At 62.0% G+C, this 17,300-nt stretch carries 16 protein-coding genes; 9 read left to right on the forward strand and 7 right to left on the reverse strand.

Features of this window, described 5'->3' with window-relative positions; genetic code table 11:
- Positions 1–94: 94 nt before the first annotated feature.
- A complete protein-coding gene (locus VI340_RS16220) occupies positions 95–1,480 on the forward strand; it encodes a permease (RefSeq protein ID WP_008311779.1) in 1,386 nt (461 codons plus the stop codon).
- Positions 1,481–1,639: 159 nt separating this feature from the next.
- Here VI340_RS16220 and VI340_RS16225 read toward each other — a convergent pair whose 3' ends face one another.
- Together VI340_RS16225 and fdhF are read right to left on the reverse strand one after the other, a co-directional pair.
- The gene (locus VI340_RS16225; RefSeq protein WP_008311780.1) at positions 1,640–1,918 is read right to left on the reverse strand and encodes a hypothetical protein; all 279 of its coding nucleotides are present in this window, start codon (positions 1,916–1,918) and stop codon (positions 1,640–1,642) included.
- Between the two features lie 152 nt (positions 1,919–2,070).
- Positions 2,071–4,122: a formate dehydrogenase subunit alpha gene (gene fdhF, locus VI340_RS16230; protein ID WP_336358751.1), complete on the reverse strand. Its 2,052-nt coding sequence runs from the start codon at positions 4,120–4,122 to the stop codon at positions 2,071–2,073.
- A 266-nt stretch (positions 4,123–4,388) separates the two neighbouring features.
- Between fdhF and VI340_RS16235 the strand changes: the two genes are divergently transcribed.
- The 4 genes from VI340_RS16235 (at position 4,389) to VI340_RS16250 (ending at position 9,351) form a co-directional block, all read left to right on the forward strand.
- Positions 4,389–5,717 (forward strand): RNA-guided endonuclease InsQ/TnpB family protein, encoded by a 1,329-nt coding sequence (locus VI340_RS16235; protein ID WP_336358752.1) that lies wholly within the window; start codon positions 4,389–4,391, stop codon positions 5,715–5,717.
- Positions 5,718–5,906: 189 nt separating this feature from the next.
- Positions 5,907–7,820: a NosD domain-containing protein gene (locus VI340_RS16240; protein ID WP_336358753.1), complete on the forward strand. Its 1,914-nt coding sequence runs from the start codon at positions 5,907–5,909 to the stop codon at positions 7,818–7,820.
- Positions 7,817–8,542: an ABC transporter ATP-binding protein gene (locus VI340_RS16245; RefSeq protein WP_336358754.1), complete on the forward strand. Its 726-nt coding sequence runs from the start codon at positions 7,817–7,819 to the stop codon at positions 8,540–8,542. Before VI340_RS16240 ends, VI340_RS16245 begins: the two co-directional genes overlap by 4 nt.
- Positions 8,539–9,351: an ABC transporter permease gene (locus VI340_RS16250; RefSeq protein ID WP_336358755.1), complete on the forward strand. Its 813-nt coding sequence runs from the start codon at positions 8,539–8,541 to the stop codon at positions 9,349–9,351. Before VI340_RS16245 ends, VI340_RS16250 begins: the two co-directional genes overlap by 4 nt.
- Positions 9,352–9,353: 2 nt before the next feature.
- On the opposite strand, the gene VI340_RS16255 is transcribed toward VI340_RS16250, so the two are convergent.
- The 5 genes from VI340_RS16255 to VI340_RS16275 form a co-directional block, all read right to left on the reverse strand.
- Positions 9,354–9,881, reverse strand: a complete 528-nt coding sequence (locus VI340_RS16255; protein ID WP_336358756.1) for a winged helix-turn-helix transcriptional regulator — start codon at positions 9,879–9,881, stop codon at positions 9,354–9,356.
- Between the two features lie 70 nt (positions 9,882–9,951).
- A complete protein-coding gene (locus VI340_RS16260) occupies positions 9,952–10,512 on the reverse strand; it encodes a nitrous oxide reductase accessory protein NosL (protein WP_336358757.1) in 561 nt (186 codons plus the stop codon).
- A 58-nt stretch (positions 10,513–10,570) separates the two neighbouring features.
- On the reverse strand, positions 10,571–10,846 hold the full coding sequence (locus tag VI340_RS16265) for a DUF7471 family protein (RefSeq protein ID WP_004595131.1): 276 nt from the start codon (positions 10,844–10,846) through the stop codon (positions 10,571–10,573).
- A 187-nt stretch (positions 10,847–11,033) separates the two neighbouring features.
- Positions 11,034–11,456 carry a universal stress protein gene (locus VI340_RS16270; protein WP_008311793.1) on the reverse strand — a complete coding sequence of 141 codons (423 nt, stop codon included), beginning with the start codon at positions 11,454–11,456 and terminating at the stop codon, positions 11,034–11,036.
- Between the two features lie 170 nt (positions 11,457–11,626).
- Positions 11,627–12,106, reverse strand: a complete 480-nt coding sequence (locus VI340_RS16275) for a pyridoxamine 5'-phosphate oxidase family protein (RefSeq protein WP_336358758.1) — start codon at positions 12,104–12,106, stop codon at positions 11,627–11,629.
- Between the two features lie 222 nt (positions 12,107–12,328).
- On the opposite strand from VI340_RS16275, the gene VI340_RS16280 reads away from it, so the two are divergent.
- The 4 genes from VI340_RS16280 to VI340_RS16295 all read left to right on the forward strand — a co-directional run bounded on the left by VI340_RS16280 (position 12,329) and on the right by VI340_RS16295 (position 17,165).
- Positions 12,329–12,811 (forward strand): DUF2267 domain-containing protein, encoded by a 483-nt coding sequence (locus tag VI340_RS16280; protein WP_008311797.1) that lies wholly within the window; start codon positions 12,329–12,331, stop codon positions 12,809–12,811.
- A 221-nt stretch (positions 12,812–13,032) separates the two neighbouring features.
- Positions 13,033–13,935 (forward strand): universal stress protein, encoded by a 903-nt coding sequence (locus VI340_RS16285; protein ID WP_336358759.1) that lies wholly within the window; start codon positions 13,033–13,035, stop codon positions 13,933–13,935.
- A gap of 120 nt (positions 13,936–14,055) precedes the next feature.
- Positions 14,056–14,490 carry a pyridoxamine 5'-phosphate oxidase family protein gene (locus VI340_RS16290; RefSeq protein ID WP_008311801.1) on the forward strand — a complete coding sequence of 145 codons (435 nt, stop codon included), beginning with the start codon at positions 14,056–14,058 and terminating at the stop codon, positions 14,488–14,490.
- An 89-nt stretch (positions 14,491–14,579) separates the two neighbouring features.
- Positions 14,580–17,165 carry a calcium-translocating P-type ATPase, PMCA-type gene (locus VI340_RS16295; protein WP_336358760.1) on the forward strand — a complete coding sequence of 862 codons (2,586 nt, stop codon included), beginning with the start codon at positions 14,580–14,582 and terminating at the stop codon, positions 17,163–17,165.
- The last annotated feature ends 135 nt before the right edge of the window (positions 17,166–17,300 follow it).

A 17,300-nucleotide genomic window follows, 5' to 3' on the forward strand; every position in this document is an offset into this window, starting at 1 on the left:
GCACCCCCATATTTTTGTTTCCACAGCTGAAGCCGGCTATAGGCACAATATCTTAAGGGAAACTGCAAAAGACGACCCCTACGATAGTACCGTTATGCAGGCCACGATGATCGACGGGGTGGTTGAAGCCCTCCGTATCGGTGTCGGATTCCTCTGGACAGCCGCGTGGGCGATCATCATGGGCCTCACGATTACGAGTCTCGTTCAGGTCTACGTCTCGAAAGAGCGAATGGCAGACGTGCTGGGCGACGGTGATCTGGCCGGCCTCACCAAAGCGACCGCGTTCGGGGCAGCGAGCAGTGGGTGCAGTTTCGGGGCCGTCGCCATCGGGAAGGGGTTGTTCAAGAAAGGTGCTCACGCGGTGAACTTCCTGGCGTTCATGTTCGCGTCGACGAACCTCATCGTCGAACTCGGGTTGATGATACTGATTCTGCTGGGCTGGGAGTTCCTCGTCGCCGAACTGCTCGGCGGCCTCATCCTCATCGCTGTCATGGCCGTCATCGTCCACTTCACACTCCCCGAGACCCTGTTCGACGAAGTGCGTACGACGCTCAACGAGCGTGACCGAGCGTCGGGCGCAACTGAGGACCCCACATGCGGGATGGAGGGCACAGACGAGTACACACTCACGACCGACGGCGGGGAGACGCTGCAGTTCTGCTCGGAGGGCTGTATGGAGACCTACCTGCAGACCACGTCCAGTCGCGGCGGGTGGCGCGAGGAGTTGCTGTCCTGGGGCGGCTGGTACAAGATCGGGAACCAGTACCGCAAGGAGTGGTCGATGATCTGGAAGGACGTCATCGCGGGCTTTCTCGTCTCCGGGTTCGTCATCGTCTTCGTCCCGCAGTGGGTGTGGAACACGCTGTTCGTCCAGGGTGATGGCCTGCTCGTAACCGCCGAGAACGCGATCATGGGCGTCGCCATCGCCGTCGTCAGCTTCGTCGGCAGTATGGGTAACGTCCCCTTCGCCGTCGCACTCTGGGGCGGCGGCATCAGCTTCGCCGGCGTCATCGCGTTCGTCTACGCCGACCTCATCACGATCCCCGTGTTGAACGTCTACCGGAAGTACTACGGCTGGAAAGTCATGCTGTACATCCTCGGTGTCTTCTTCGTGACGATGGCGTTCACCGGCTTCCTCATGGAACTGCTGTTCGACGCCTTCGGCATCGTCCCGGATCTGGCCGGCGGGGAGACGGCGACCGAACAGACGTACTTCGAACTCAACTACACGTTTTACCTCAACCTCGTCGCCTTCGCGCTCTCTGGGTTTCTCCTGTACGTGTACCGCCGCGGCCTCGGTTCGCCCGGGCAGTACCGCGACCCGGTGTGTGGGATGCGGACCGACGAGGCGAAATCGAGCGCGTCCCACGAGGGGACGACGTATTATTTCTGCTCACAGACCTGCAGAGACGCCTTCGATTCGAACCCGGGCGCGTACGCCACCGGACACCCGATGGTGATGGAGGGACACGACCACTGACGGCTGTTTCGTCACAGCCGCCAACACCTGCTTCGGCGACGGCCAGTGTGTACACAGCAGTACCTTTAGACAGAAGTTGCGAGGCCTGGCTGTGTGGCGGATTTGAATTGCTGTCTTTAGGACCGCGACTACCCAGATTTAACCGTATTGTTGACCGTGTTACTCGTCGCCCCCGTCAGCTGCGGGGAGGTCGTCGTCTGTCTCCCCAGCACTCTGCAACAGGAGATCCGTACCGGCTGCGGCGACCATACCAACGCCAACCGCGCGCAACTGCCGGCGATACGCTGGCTTCACCTGCAACTCGGACGCATTGTCGAAGTTCTTCCCGATCATGGCTTTGATGAATTTGACACTTATCTGCGGGAAGAGCGCAGTCACGACGCCGTGGAAAAGTACGACTGCTGCACTGAGTTTGCGACTGTTTCGACTATCCAACATACGATTACCTACCCATCCGACAAGAATGACTATTGCGACTAATCCACCGCATTGAGAAACGTAGAAACTGTTTTATTGGTGAGTAGAGCGCGTCGACAACGCTTCACATGCCGTTCGAATTGGCCACCTGTACGACCGGTCTCCCACTGGTTCTACCCTGCCTTTCGCACTGTCACCGCCGAATGCTTGTACTCGGGAATCTCGGCGACGGGGTCGAGCGCATCGCCGGTCAGGGCGTTTGCGAGCGGGTCCAGATAGTGGAACGTACAGAACACGACCCCGGGTCGAATGGCCGCCGTCACGGCCGCCGGCACTGTCACGCTGCCGCGTTCGCTCTCGACGACGACAGTATCGCCGTCCTCGATATTCCGAGCGGCGGCATCGTCCGGGTGGATTTCGAGGACGTCTTCCCCGCGCATCCGCATGAGTGTCTCCGACCGCCGAGTGAGCGCGCCGCTGTTGAAGTGCTGGAGTGCGCGCCCGGTCGTGAGAACGAGTTGTTTCTCGGCAACGGCATCGGCCGGTGGCGACGGCGAGACTGGGACCAGCGGAGCGGTTTGCTCGCCAGAGGCGAACGTCTCCGTATGGAGCACGTCGGTGCCGGAATCGGCGTCCGCCGGGAACGGCCACCGCTGGTAGCTGTCACCGATACCGTCGTAACTCATGCCGGCGTACAGTGGGTTGACCCGCGTCAGCTCCTCGAACACCGCTTCCGGGCCGTCGTAGTCGAACGCATCCGACTGGCCGACCAGCCGCCGGCCGAGGTCCGTGAGGATATCTAGGTCACGGCGGGCGTTCCCGGGCAGGTCAGCGTTCGGTCGCATCCGCATCACTCGCCGGTCCGTGTTGGTCACGGTCCCCGCTTTCTCCGCCCAACTGCTCCCCGGAAGCACGACGTCGGCGTGGTCGACGGTCGCCGTTTCGAAGAGGTCGATGACGACACAGAAATCGAGCTCGTCGAAACCGGCCCTGACAGAACTGGCGTTCGGTTCCGTGACGGCCGGGTTCTCGCCGAACACGACCGCAGCCTTGACGGCGTCACCGAACTGGTGTGTCGCAGTGGTCTCCGTCAGGCCGGGTTCGTTCGGCGGCTCGACGCCCCACTCGTCGGCGACACGCTGTCGGGATTCCGGGTCCGTGACGGGTTCGTAGCCGGGGAGCACGTTGGGAAGCGCGCCGACGTCGCCGGCTCCCTGGACGTTGTTCTGGCCGCGGAGCGGGTTCACGCCGGTTCCCGGGCGACCGACGTTCCCGGTCAGCAGCGCGAGGTTCAACAGCGCGTGCACGTTGTCGGTCCCGGACGTGTGCTGGCTCATCCCCATTCCGGTGACGATTGCCGCTGTATCGGCCTCGGCGTATGCTCGGGCCGCCTCCCGGACGCTTTCCGGTGCAACACCGGCTGCGTCGGCACCCGATTCGATGTCGGCATCGTCGAGATGTGCTGTCAGATCTGTATAGCCAGTCGTTCGCTCCTTGATGAACGACTCGTCGACGAGTCCCTCCTCGAGAACGACTTTGGCCATCGAATTGAGGAGCTGGATGTCGTATCCGGGACGGACGTCGAGGTGGATGTCGGCGGCGTCGGTCGTGTCCGTCTCGCGCGGGTCGATATGGATGAGTGTGGCTCCGTTGCGAATCGCCGGCAAGAAGTACGACCGGAAAATGACGGGATGCTGTTCGGCTGGATTCGCACCGGTGACGAGTAGACAGTCGGTTTCGGCCAGGTCATCGAGCGTGTTCGTCATCGCCCCGGCACCGAGGCGCTCGCTCATCGCGGCGACCGTCGAGGAATGACAGAGGCGAGCGCAGTTGTCGACGTTGTTGGTGCCGAGCATCCGGGCAATCTTCTGGAAGACGTAGTTCTCCTCGTTCGTACAGTTCGATGACGCGAAGAACTCGACGGCGTCTGGCCCGTGCTGGTCGATGATTTCCGAGAGTTCAGCAGCGACGCGACTCAGGGCAGTTTCCCAGGGAGCAGTGACGAAGTGACCGCCCTCACGGACAAGCGGCTCTGTCAGCCGCTCCTCGTGCGCAACCACGTCGAATGCGGCTACGCCTTTCGGACAGACCTCACCACTCGTATTCACCGGCCCCGCTGTTCCGGTTGCTTTGCCGTTGCCCGCGTACTCTATCGTACAGCCGACGCCACAGTACGGACAGACTGTCTGCTCGGCCCGGGGGTTTTGATCCTGACTGTCACTCATTACTCTTTCGAACAAACGGAACGCAGATACAAGTAGCCGACCGGTAAAACCTGTGCGGGTTTATAGAGATTCGAGGCGAATACACCCGCCTTCCCGTGAGGGACGAGTGTTCCGACCGCTAGTCGGAACCGAGGACTGAACAGGCGGGTGATGAAGCCGACACTCCGATGACCAAACCCCCAGCTACACCACGTCTGGATATTCAACGCCAACCGCAATATTTACAATTTAGACTGTTATAACCGCTTATAGAGCCGTTTCAAACGATGCTGGAAGTTCACCGCACCCACCAAGCAAAAATCTGCAACCACTCACAGGTTGCAGAGTCGCTCGACCGGCATGGGTGGAGTGCCAGCAAACTCTGGAACGTCGCCAACTATCACGCCCGCAACGTCTGGGACGAAACCGGCGAGATTCCCGACCATGAAGACTTGAAACGCGAGTTGAAAGACCACACCAAATACAATGGGCTGCATAGCCAGTCCAGTCAGCGAGTTCTTGAGGAGCTTGCTGAAAGCTTTCACTCGTGGTATCAGAAACGCAAGTCCGATGACCGTGCGAACCCGCCGGGCTACCGCAAACGCAACTACTACGACCAAGACGGCAACCGTGTTCACGAAGAACACCCGCGTTCCACCGTGACATGGAAGCAGAACGGGTTCAAGCACGACAAGAAACACAACAAGATTCGCCTGTCGAAAGGCGCGAATCACAAAGAACACCCGAAAGCGTGGGAGTATATGCTGGTCGAATACGAAACCCGGCCTGACGCGACTGTTGAGAACGTCCAACAGGTGCGTGCCGTCTACAACCGTGCGAAAGGTCAGTGGGAGCTTCACATCGTCTGCAAAGACGAGATTGAAACCCCAGATGCTCCCGGTGATGAAACCGCTGGCATCGACCTCGGCATCTGCAATTTCGCCGCCGTTGCCTACAGTACCGAAGAAGCCGACCTGTATCCGGGCAACCGTCTGAAACAAGACGGGTACTACTTCCCGAAAGAAATCGCCAAGTGCGACGACTCAGGCGGCAAGCGAGCAACCCGACTCCATACGAAATGGAGTGAACGCCGCACCCACTTCTTCCACAGTCTCGCCAAGCACATCGTTGAGCGGTGTGTTGAGAAACAGGTTGGCCGAATCAATGTTGGTGACTTGGAAGGAGTGCGTGAAGACGGCGATGGCGAGGCGAAAAACTGGGGTCGGCACGGCAACCTCGACTTGCACGGCTGGGCGTTCGACCGCTTCACTTCGATTCTCACGTACAAGGCGAAAGTGGAAGGTATCGAAGTGAACGAAGTGGACGAACGCGATACCAGTAAGACGTGTTGCGTGTGCGGGAAAACAGATGAGAATCAGCGGGTTGAACGTGGTCTGTACGTGTGCGAGGAACACGATGATGCGTTCAACGCGGATGTGAATGGGGCGGAGAACATCCGTCTCGAGATAAACAGCGACGATGAAAGTAACTCCGAGTCTTCCGGGCAGTTGTCCGGGGATAGGTGTACCGGCTGGTTGGCACAGCCTTCAGTCTACCTGTACGACCTCTCCTGCGGATTCCAACCGCAGACAGAGGTGGTGGACTGTAGATCTTAATATCCCCACGCTTGGGATTCCTCCGCGTTCACGCGGAGGAGGATGTCAATAGTGTGTCAATAACCTCCGTTTTGGAACAGTGCTAGACCCGTTTTCGGGCTGTCGCGGCTGACCGTGCTTGCGGGTGCGCCGCCAGTTTCGAGAGGCGCACCAAACACTGTAATGGGACATCGGTCGTAGGGCCGGTAGATGCGACCAGCCCTGACGACCGTGCAAGTCTTCGCGCTACTCGCGGTAGTCCTCTGCTCACTGGTTTTCGCCGCGTCGTTCGCTGTCGATATCAGCAGCGCCCGACCTGAACCAGTACCGTTCGATAACACCGTCCAACGTGGGATCACGATGGCCGACGAACAGATCGCACGGAACCAGAGCATTAGCGTCCCGAAAGTAGAGGTCTTCTACTCGCAGTACCGCTACGTCGTCGGCTACGTCGGCCTCGACCAGGCTGTGACCGCGCTCACGGAACCGGGGCACGAGCAGCAGTTCGGCTATCCGCTCGCGGTGTACGTTTCCGACTACAGTGACAGGCCGGTCAGGTGTGGTGACGACGATTACCTCCGGACCGCCACACCGCCGGACTGGGTCGAAGCCAATCAGGCCCACTACGTCGTCGATGGGTCGGCGAGGGTCCCGTCCGGTCCGGCGGTTGTGCCGTTCGCCGACCGTGACGACGCCGCGGCGTTTGCCGACAAATGTGGCGGACGAACCATCGACTGGGAGACCCTCAAGACCCAGTCGTTCGACCTCGAACAAGCGGGGGCGATCCGAAAACAGGTCGGTCCGCGGCGGAACGATGCGGATGCCAGTGTGCAGGCGGCGCGAGAACGCCGAAACCGGCCTGTTTCGGTCGAAGTCGGAACCGATGCCGAGACGATACAGGGAGCCGTCGATGCGGCCCCGCCGAACACGACGGTCGTCGTCCCGGCAGGGACCTACGACGAGCAGGTGACGATAGACAAGCCACTCACCCTCAGCGGCCCCGGAGCGACGCTCGACGGGGGTGGGAGCGGCACCGTCGTGACCGTGACTGCCGACCGGGTCGGTGTCACCGGGTTCGACATCGTCGGTGTCGGAAACACGACGGTCGGTGATCCGACGAACGCCAGCGATAGCGCCTGGGACGCAACCGTGACGACCGCCTACGGCAACAGCGACGCCGCCGTTACCGGTCGCAACGCGTCCGGACTGTACGTCGCGAACCTCAGCGCCGAGACGCCCGCAAGCGGCGTCGTTCTGCGGCGGACACCCGGTGCGGTTGTCGAGAATGTCACGGTCAACGGGACGGCAGACTGGCAAGACGGGTTCATGGGCGTTATCGGGATGCACGGCCCGATTGTCGTGCAGGACTCGGTGTTCAACGGCGGGCGTGACGGCGTCTACCTCCACCGGGCCGACGGGACCGCTGTCCGGAACAACACGTTCAGGGACAATCGCTTCGGCGTCCACCTGATGTACACCTCCCGGTCGCTCGTTGCGGACAACGTCGCCCGGGGGGAGGAGTACGCCGGCGTCGTCGTCATGACGAACCCCGTGGCGAACGCCATCGTCGGGAACGACGTGCGCCACTCCGGCAGCGGCGTCATGTTAGCCGGCTCCCGGAGCTATATTGCGCACAACGTGGTAGTCGACACCGACCAAGCGATGTCGACAAACGCCGCCCGGTCCCTGTACGAGCACAACGTCCTCTACGGAAACGACATCGGTGTGCGGGCGTCGACAGTCGTCCCGTCGAACATCGTCACCGAGAACGACTTCATCGCCAACGACCGTCACGCGGTCTCGGGACCGGGGCCGCTACGCGTGTACACGCACGAAGGCAGGGGGAACTACTGGAGCGGTGCGTACGACCTCACTGGGGGGGCTGGCCCGGTGTTGGTCCAGTCCTACTCGCCTACCGACTCCGTCGACCGTCGCCTCCACCAGACCGACGCTGCGGTCGTCCTCAGGTCGGCACCGAGTGTCCGGGGTCTCCGGGCGCTCCGCGGAACCACGCCCGGCTTCCGGCGGGGAAGCATCGTCGACAGGGCACCCCTGACAGACCCTGCTAACCCCGAGGCCGTCAGGCATCTTCGAAACGAGACCTCGATGGAGGGGGCAGCATGACTGGCGAGACGTACCTCACGGCGGACGAGGTCACGAAGAAGTACGGCGACGTGACAGCCGTTTCAGAGGTGTCACTCGACGTGCCGTCCGACGCCGTGACCGGGTTCATCGGCCCGAACGGGTCCGGGAAATCGACGCTCCTGCGCGTGCTTCTGGGCGTCGAGCGACCGACCAGCGGCACCGTCTCGTACAGCGGGCCTGAGGCCGAACGCCAGCTGGGCTACCTGCCACAGCGGCCGACCTTCCGGCCGGGCTTTAGCGTCCGGGAGACCGCCGCGTTCTACGCGGACCTCGTCGACGACGACCCGGACCGGCTCCTGGAACGTGTCGGCCTCGAAGAAGTGGCCGGCCGTCCCGTGTCCGGGCTCTCCGGGGGGATGACGCGCCTCCTGGGAATCGCACAGGCACTGGCCGGTGACCCACCCATCGTGATGCTCGACGAACCGGCAAGCGGTCTCGACCCGGCGATGAGTCGGCTGATATTCGATATCATTGAATCGATTGCCGACGCCGGTCGCGCCGTGGTTCTCTGCTCACACGAACTACCGCTAGTCGAGGCGACGGCCGACCGACTCGTAGTGCTCGAATCCGGCAGCCTCGTTCGGACCGGGTCGGTCGAATCCCTGCGGGAACAGACCGGGGGGCCGCTCCACGAGACGTTCACGGCGCTTCTGGATCAGGACAGAGCTGCTATCGCCGCTCCGGGGGGTGAGCAGTCATGATGAACGGAAACCGATTCTGGACGGTCTTCGTGCGAGAGGTCCGGAGTGCGGTCAGGACACGCACCTATCTCGTGCTCGGACTGGTCACGGGGATTGTCCTGTTCGGCCTCGCCTACGCCGGGGGCGGCCCCGCTGGCGGCTACGTTCCAACCGTCGTCGATACGCTCGTCGCCGTCGAAGTACTCGTGCCGACGCTTGCCTTCGCGGTCGGCTATCGCGCGATAGCCGACCCCGCCGTCCGGGGTGAACTCGATATCCTCGACACCTACCCGCTCTCGACGTGGTCGTACGTCGGGGGGGTGTACGCGGGTCGTGCCCTCCTGTTGCTCACCATTGTCGTCGTCCCGCTGCTGGCGCTGGGCGTCAACGTGGCGACGACCGCGGGACCGGAGACAACGGTGTTTGCGAGCCATCGCGGCGTCGACTCCCCGTTCCTGTTCATCCGGTTTATCGCGCTGACAGTCCTGTACGCACTCTCGTCGCTGACTATCGCGTTCCTGCTGTCGGCGCTCGCCCGAAGCCGGGGCCGAGCACTCGTGCTCGCACTCGCCGGGCTGCTTGTCCTCACCGTCGGCAGTGACCTCGCGGTGTTTGCAGCGCTCGACACCGGCGTCACGACGGGCACACTCGGCGGCGCGCTCGCCATGACTCCGGCGGGCGCGTATCGCGGACTCGTGTTCGATCAGGTCCTGTACGTCGCTGTTCCGGGCCGGTCAGCGTTCGTCCCGACGTGGGTCGCCGCCCTCTCGCTCCTGTTCTGGTGGGGACTCACGTTCGTAGGGGCGATGCTTGCGACGGATGCGGCCTGATTTCAGCCGTCGTCCGTTGCGGCCGCGAGTCCGCCGTCGACCAGCCGCGTGAACCGGTCGATGAGACGGTCCGTGAGCGATGGACGGACTGCAGCGAGCAGCCGCCGTGTCTCGTCAGGGTCGGTCAGGGCCACGACGACACGCCCCCGTTCGCCGTACGACTTTTCGAGTATCCCCGCGTCGGCCAGTGTCGAAACGTGCCAGGAAACCGTACTCCGGGCGACTCCCAGCCGGTCGGTCAGTTCGTCTGCCGACAGGGACTCTGCTTCAAGCAGATGCAGCAGAAGCGTCCGCGCAGTTTCGCGCCGGGCAAACGCGAGTACACGTCGCTCCCAGGGATCGTACTCCCGGCTGTAATAGTGCGTCTTGCCCTGAATCTCCTCGGCGACGACGTCGCCGGCGCGGCGTAGTTTCCGCAGGTGATACTGTGCCTGCCCAGTCGCGATATCGAGATCTGCCGCAAGCGCGTTGAAATGGACTCCCGGTTTGGACTCGACGTGGGAACGCACTTGCTCAGTAACCGTGGACATAGTCTTCAGTACGGCTTTCCAGCCACCGGGACAACAGGGTATCGGACGTTCTCACTGCGCGGGAACCCGCTTACATCCCGCCCACCAGTTCTCGCGTTATGTCCTCGGCAGGGAGGGTCTGGCCGCCGTACTCCTCGGCGAACGACTCGGCGTCCGCGCTGTCGCTGAACGGGACGATGGCGGTCCCCATCGACCCCTCTATCTCCGAATTCGCGACGACTGTGACCTCTTCAGTCGAAGCGAACGCCTCTGACTCCAAGTGCCGGGAGATGATGGTCTTGCCCCCATCAGTCCGGACATCGTAGTCGGTTGCACTGTAGTCGGTCAGGAACGTCTCCGCGGGCGTCCACCCCGACTGTTCTTTGGCGAACCGGTGGCGATACGTGCAGGTCGTACTGCAGAACCGTGCTGGCGGGTCGTGCCCCTCGGGCGTGTTGTCCTGATAGTACGTTTGGCCGACTGGACCCGGGTGCTGGTCGATGACCATCCCACACTGGTCACAGTTCTGTCCGCTCTCGATGGCGACCGGTTTCATCTCTTCACTGGTCCCCAGACACCCCGAGAGCGACACGACTGTCGCGGTCCCGACGATGAAGTGCCGGCGTGTCAGGGCTGGTGCATAGTCAGACATACTAGATAGTACACTAGACGACACCAAATGGTTCGTGGTGCGAGCGTCGAAACGCCGGTCAGTCGGGGACGCTCGGCGGCGCGACCGAATAGATCGCACTCAGCACCAGCAGCGCGATGAGGAAGTCGAACCCGTGTTCGGTGAGGTGATGTACTACCATCGGGACAGCCCCGAGTACAGTCCCGATGCCGACCACGGACCGAAGGACCAGCAACCCGATAGCGACAGTCAACAGAACGTACGGCCGCGACCGGCGTCGGTGTGTACTGGCCGCCGCGACGAAAAACAGCGCCAGCGTTCCGAGCGTAGCGAGTCCCAGCACGGCGATCAACATTGCGGATTGACCGGGACTAATCCAGTCAGCCGTCGGTTGGAGCATCGCTCAGATCATAGATCAGACGGTGACACTGGAATCGGTTTCGGTCGCAGTCGTTGCTGCGCCTGACTCTTACGCCGAGGTGAGTGCTCTGAGACAGTTCCGCCGGTGTATGCCCGTTTGAAAGGGTCTCTGTGTCACTCTCTCAGGTAGCCACCAGCACCGGTCGTCCCGCGTTCTGGACGACTCGGTCGGTCACGCTTCCCATTTGACCAGTTTTCGTGTGAGAATGGCCGTGGTATCCGAGCACGATCAGGTCAGCGTCGACCTCGTCGGCGTAACTGATGATCTCCACGTACGGTTTCCCGTGACAGCAGCGAGTGGTGACCTCGACGCCGAGCGCGTCACCTCTCTCGGCGACCTCTGCGAGTTCATCGTTCCCCCATTCCTCGATTTCGATGGTCTCCAGTTCCATACTACTGAGGGCTGGCTCGGCGTGTCGGTCCGTATCGACAACAAAGACGGCGTGAAGCTCGGCACCGTGTTGCTCGGCCTGTTCGAGCGCGTGTGTCGCTGCGCGGTTCGCGTCAGCACTGCCGTCGGTCGCGACCACAATCGTGTCGTACATACTAAAAGAATGCACCGCTTCCTATTTCAATCCGCTGACCATTATCACAAGCTAATAATCTATTGTTGTATTGGGAACCCGTCCACATATCGATCCGTTCGATTTTCGGAGGTGGCGCGTATCGTATTTACAACGGCTAAACCGCCATTTCCTCCCCAAGTCGGTGGCAATCACGGTTCGATGTTCTCCCGGAAGTCGGGTGCCAGTCCGGTCTGTCGGATACCGGCAAGGTCCGTTATCTCGAACTCGTAGAGTGCGACCCCGCCGGAGGTGGTGGCCGTCTGGAGCGTGTTGGGTCGCCAGGCGTTCTGTGTCATCGCCGTGATATCCGACCAGTCGTCCTCAGGCACACTGCTGATATCGCCGGCAAGCATCACGCTCTGCCACTCGAACGCCGTGTCGATGTCGTAGACGAGAAACCGGCCACGGCCGGCTCGCTCAGTCAGTTCCGCTTTCCGACTCGATTCGCCGAGGAGATAGGTGAAATAGAGGCAGGCTCCGTCGTCGAAGCCGTACGATAACGGCAGCAGATACGGGACATCCGCCGTCGGAAGCCCCAAGACTCCGGTCGAGTGTGTGGCGAGGAATTCCCGAATCGCTTCGTCGTCCATCTGTTCGAGTCCGTACTCTTCTAATTGTTCGATTGTCATAGGTCGCGTCTGATCATCCGGTTACGTATCACGAATGCAACCCCACGCTAAAAAAGTAGAGCGGACTTCTCAGAGGGAGTGGCTGTTCACAATACGGCACAGATACTGTTATATCGCCGAAGTCGGCCGATACTCGTCGGACGGTAGTACGTATGCCCGCTGGTTTTCAGCCAGTGAGAAGTCCCACCGGACGCTATATTGTTGCACTACCAACACGAATACATGGACTTCGATGAGTTCACCGGCGAGATACAGCACAGGCTTGAACTACCCGGTACTGGTGAGGCCGTTCGGGCGACCCGCGCGACACTGCTACCCCTGGGACAGCGCATTCCCGCGGAGAACGCCGCGGACTTCGCTGCCTCCCTCCCGATGGAAATCAAGTGGTATATGACCGGCGCCGTCCGCGACCACGGGCAGCGGTTTGACTGGACGGAGTTCGTCGACCGTGTCGCCGAAATAGAAGGGGTTGAACCGTCGGACGCAGCGTACCACGCACGCGTCGTTGTTGACCTGATGCATACGGCGGTCCCGGCCGCCGATTTTCAGGACCTCCGCGGCCAACTCCCCGAAAGTGCGGACGAGGAAAACTGGCGCGAACTCTTCAGCATAGTCGATGCCGGTGGCTGGGGCGAGGCGGAAGAGGTGCAAACCGGCGGTGGTCCACAAAAGTCTGCTGAAGCCCCTCAGTGGGACAGTCAGTAGCAGCTCTCATATCGGTTTCAAACGAATATATCTTGACACAATCTGGTAATAACTGTACGATTGTTACGCCTTCCCCTCATACTTTGGGAGGTGTACCGACGAGAACTGCTGGCAACGCAGTCTAACTATTCGAGACGCCGATCTCAGCCGCCGGATTTCTAATAGCGTGAGAATCGCGACTACAGTTTATTTACTGACAGCAACAATTCGTAAACACAGCAATGTTCGATTCAATTCTGGTCCCGACTGACGGCAGCGAACACGCGACCCGGGCCGCCGAGCACGGGGCAGCGCTGGCCCGTGCGTTCGGCGCGAGCCTGCACGTCATCGCTGTCATCGACACGCGAACAGCAGGCGGGCCGTTCAGCGGCGACGATCTCGAAGACGAGACACTCGACCGCATGACGGCCGACGCCGAAGAAACAGTCGCGGCTATCACGGACGCGGTGGACGCCGCCGGAGCGATTCAGACGACTATCCGCAAGGGAGATCCAGTTGACGAGATTTGCGCATACCGCGACGACCACGACGTGGACCTGATTGCGATGGGAACGCACGGCCGCACAGGCGTCGGGCGATATCTCGCCGGGAGCGTGACAGAGAGCGTCGTTCGGCAGGCCGACGTCCCTGTTCTCACCGTCCGTGCAACCGACCGAAGTCGCGACACCGCTCCCTACGACGATATCCTCGTCCCGACGGACGGAAGCACACCTGCAGCGGCCGCAGTTGAGCCCGCATGCGAGATTGCGGCGCAGTTCGACGCCCGCGTTCACGCACTGAACGTCGTCAACCTCAGCAATATCGCAACCGGCTCCGAATACACGCTACCGAAAGACCTGATCGAGACCCTGGAGTCCCAAGGGGAGAAAGTGACAGAGCGGATTGCGGCACGAGCACGCGAATCCGGAGTGGAAACTGTCACACGGGTCGTCAGTGGATTCCCGGCGGCAGATATCCTTGAGTACGCTGACGAGAACGGCATCGATCTGATCGCCATGGGGACGGCCGGTCGGACCGGTCTCAACCGGTTCCTCGTGGGAAGCACGACAGAACGGATCATCAGACACGCCGATATGCCTGTACTCGCAGTCAACGCCCGAGACCAGCGCGGTGACGAGGCCTGAAGACAGGAACGCGTCTTCCTGTCTGTCAGCGTCTGATTGGGTGCGCCCGTGTCCCCGGCGAGGCGACAGTCAGACCGACACGACCATGCACTTATTACTGTTCCTGTCGTGACACTACCCATGGCTGCGGACAACCCGGTTACGATGACGGACGAGGAACGGGACGCGTTTCTGGACAACGGGGGGACGGGCGTCCTCTCGCTCGCCGCCGGCGACGCGCCGCCGCATTCAGTCCCGGTTTCGTACGGGTACGACGCGCCTACCACCACATTCTACTTCCGGCTAGCGGTCGGTGTAGAGCGGTCGAAGGGAGAACTCGACGACCGCGCGGCGACGTTCGTGACTTATCACGAGACGGATGCGGGATGGCAAAGCGTAGTCGCGAGCGGTCGGCTCGAAGATGTCGAACAGGAGGGGATCGAGACGGAAACACTGGAAGGACTGGAACACGTCGATATGCCCATGGTCGACATCTTCGAACGCCCCCTCCGCGAAGTGGACTTCGAGTTCTACCGCCTCGTACCGGATGAGCTAACCGGACGGACCGAATCCTAGGGCGGACGGTTCTCCGCAGTACCGACTCGAAGAAGAACCGCTGTACTGAATAGGCGAACTCATATCAACATAGCGGTAGAGTACCCTCCATGTCCGAAGCCGCCCACACACAATCGACTGCCGACGCTCTTTCGGGGCTCGACAGCGAATCTGATGGGCTGTCGGCGTCGGAAGCCCGAACGCGGCGTGACAGACACGGCGAGAACGAGATAACGCAGGGGAGCAAACGGACACCACTCGACATCGCTATCGCCCAGTTCGACAGCGCCCTTATCTGGGTTCTCGTTGCGGCCGCGATACTGTCCGTGTGGGCGGGACACGCTGTCGACGCAGTCCTGATAGCCGTGATCGTGGTCGGGAACGGCCTGTTCGGCTTCGTCCAGGACTACCGCGCAGAGGGGACGCTCGAATCCTTGCGGGAACTGACCGCCCCAACCGCGACAGTCAGACGCGATGGGCAGTCCGTCGAGGTCGACGCGACCGAACTCGTTCCGGGCGACGTTATCGAACTGGAAAGCGGCGACGTCGTTCCGGCCGACGGTCGACTGATCGGCTGTCAGTCCCTGGAGGTCGACGAAGCGGCGCTCACTGGAGAGAGCACGCCGGTCTCGAAGGGAACCGACCCGGTGGACCTCGACGCACCGCTCGCGGAGCGAGAACCGATGGTGTACAAGGGCACCAACGTCACGCGCGGTTCGGGCGTTGCCGTCCTCACGGCGACCGGGATGGACACTGAGGTCGGCGCCATAGCCCGCCAACTCGCAGGAACGGAGGAGACTGACACACCACTGCAGACGGAACTCGACACGTTAGGCCGGACGCTCGGCATCGGCGTGATGGTACTTGCTGCCCTCGTGGTTCCACTCCTCGTCTTCCGGGGGACCGAACTGATCCAGGCGGCACTCACCGCGATTTCGCTCGCTGTGGCCGCGGTCCCCGAGGGACTCCCGGCGGTTGTGACGCTAACGCTGGCCCTCGGTGTCCGGAAAATGGCCGACGAGAACGCTCTCGTGCGGCGCTTGCCCGCCGTCGAGGCGCTGGGCTCCGTCGATGTCATCTGCACCGACAAGACCGGGACGCTGACCGAGGGGCGAATGTCAGTCAGTCGGATCTGGGTCAACGACGCTGTCGTCGACAGTGACGAAATAGAGGGTGAACCCCTGCCGGACCGCGTTGCCACGGTGCTCCGCGCCGGGACACTGTGTAGCGATGCGACGCTCGAAGCGGGGGACCCGACGGAGCAGGCCATCGTCATGGCGGCTGACGAGTCCGGAATCGACGTCGAACGCCTCCGCGAAAAGCACCCGAGAACGGACGAGATTCCGTTCTCGTCGGAGCGCAAGTGGATGGGCACTGTTCACGATGACACGGTCTACGTAAAAGGCGCACCCGAAGTAATCCTCTCGAAGTGCTCCCGCGTCCTCACCGATACCGGCCCGGCGGACCTGACGCCCGACAGAGCCGAGCAGATCAGAGAGCAGGTCGGTGCGTTCGCTGACGACGCGCTCAGGGTGCTCGCAGTGGCGTACACGGAAGATCCCACCGTGGTAGAACGGAACGACACAACTGGCGAGGCCGACGATGTCAGTGCCGACCTGATCTTCGCCGGGTTGGTCGGCATGATCGACCCGGCCCGCGAGGAGGTCGCCGACGCGATTGCGGCGACCGAGCGTGCAGGTGTGGCCGTGAAGATGGTAACTGGCGACAACGTCCGGACCGCCGCGGCCATCGCCGGAGAACTCGGTCTGGGGCAGCGCGTGATGGAAGGCCGCGACGTCGAGGAATGCTCCGAGGAAGCGCTCCGCGACCGCGTCGAGTCGGTCGACGTGTTCGCACGCACGTCTCCGGAGCACAAGGTCCGGATTCTGCAGGCGCTACAGGCGAACGGGCACACCGTCGCAATGACGGGCGACGGGGTCAACGACGCACCGGCGCTGAAAAACGCCGACATCGGCGTCGCGATGGGCGTCCGCGGGACTGACGTGGCCAAACAGGCCAGCGATGTTATCCTGCTGGATGATAACTACGCGACAATCGAGCGGGCAATCGAGCGGGGACGAGCGATCTTCGACAACGTCTGGAAGTTCGTCGGGTATCTGCTGAGTGCCAACGTGGCCGAAGTCGCCATCGTCTTTATCGCCTCGCTCTTTGGCTACCTCGTCCTGCCGGCGGTCCAGTTGCTGTGGATTAATCTACTGACCGATGGTCTGCCAGCGCTTGCGCTCGGGGCCGACCCCAAAAGCGATGACGTGATGCAGCGACCGCCCAGAGACCCGGATCGCGGCATCGTCGACCACGATATGCTCGCGCTCATCGGGGGTACAGGCGTCATCTCGACAACTGTGATGCTCGGCCTGCTACTGGTCACGCTTGCCGGCGCACCCGCAGTCACGCCGTACGCGATGACGATGATATTCACCGGGTTCGTGTTCCTCGAATTCGAGAAGCTGTACGTGATCCGCTGGCTCCGCGAGACACCGACGCTGTCGAATCGGTGGCTGGCGTCCGCAGTAGGCGGGTCGATACTCCTGCAACTCGCCGTGCTGTACACCCCCCTCAACGTCTACTTCGGGACGGTCCCGCTCAGACTCACTGATTGGGGGTTGATTGGCGGCATCCTCTTACTCGCCTTGCCACTGTACCTCGCTGTCGCCAGCGGTGTGAAACGCCTGTGACGCTCCGATCCGGTAGTACCGGCCGTTCGGTCTGGGTTCCACATCTCGTTGCCGATTCCGCCAGGCGTGCGCCTGCAGACGGAGACCGGGCGGCCCTTTGCCCCGGAAGTGATTGGCTATCGTTGGGCCGCTCCT

The sequence above is a fragment of the Haloarcula sp. CGMCC 1.6347 genome, assembly GCF_037078395.1.
In the GTDB taxonomy this organism is placed as follows: Archaea; Halobacteriota; Halobacteria; order Halobacteriales; family Haloarculaceae; genus Haloarcula; species Haloarcula amylolytica.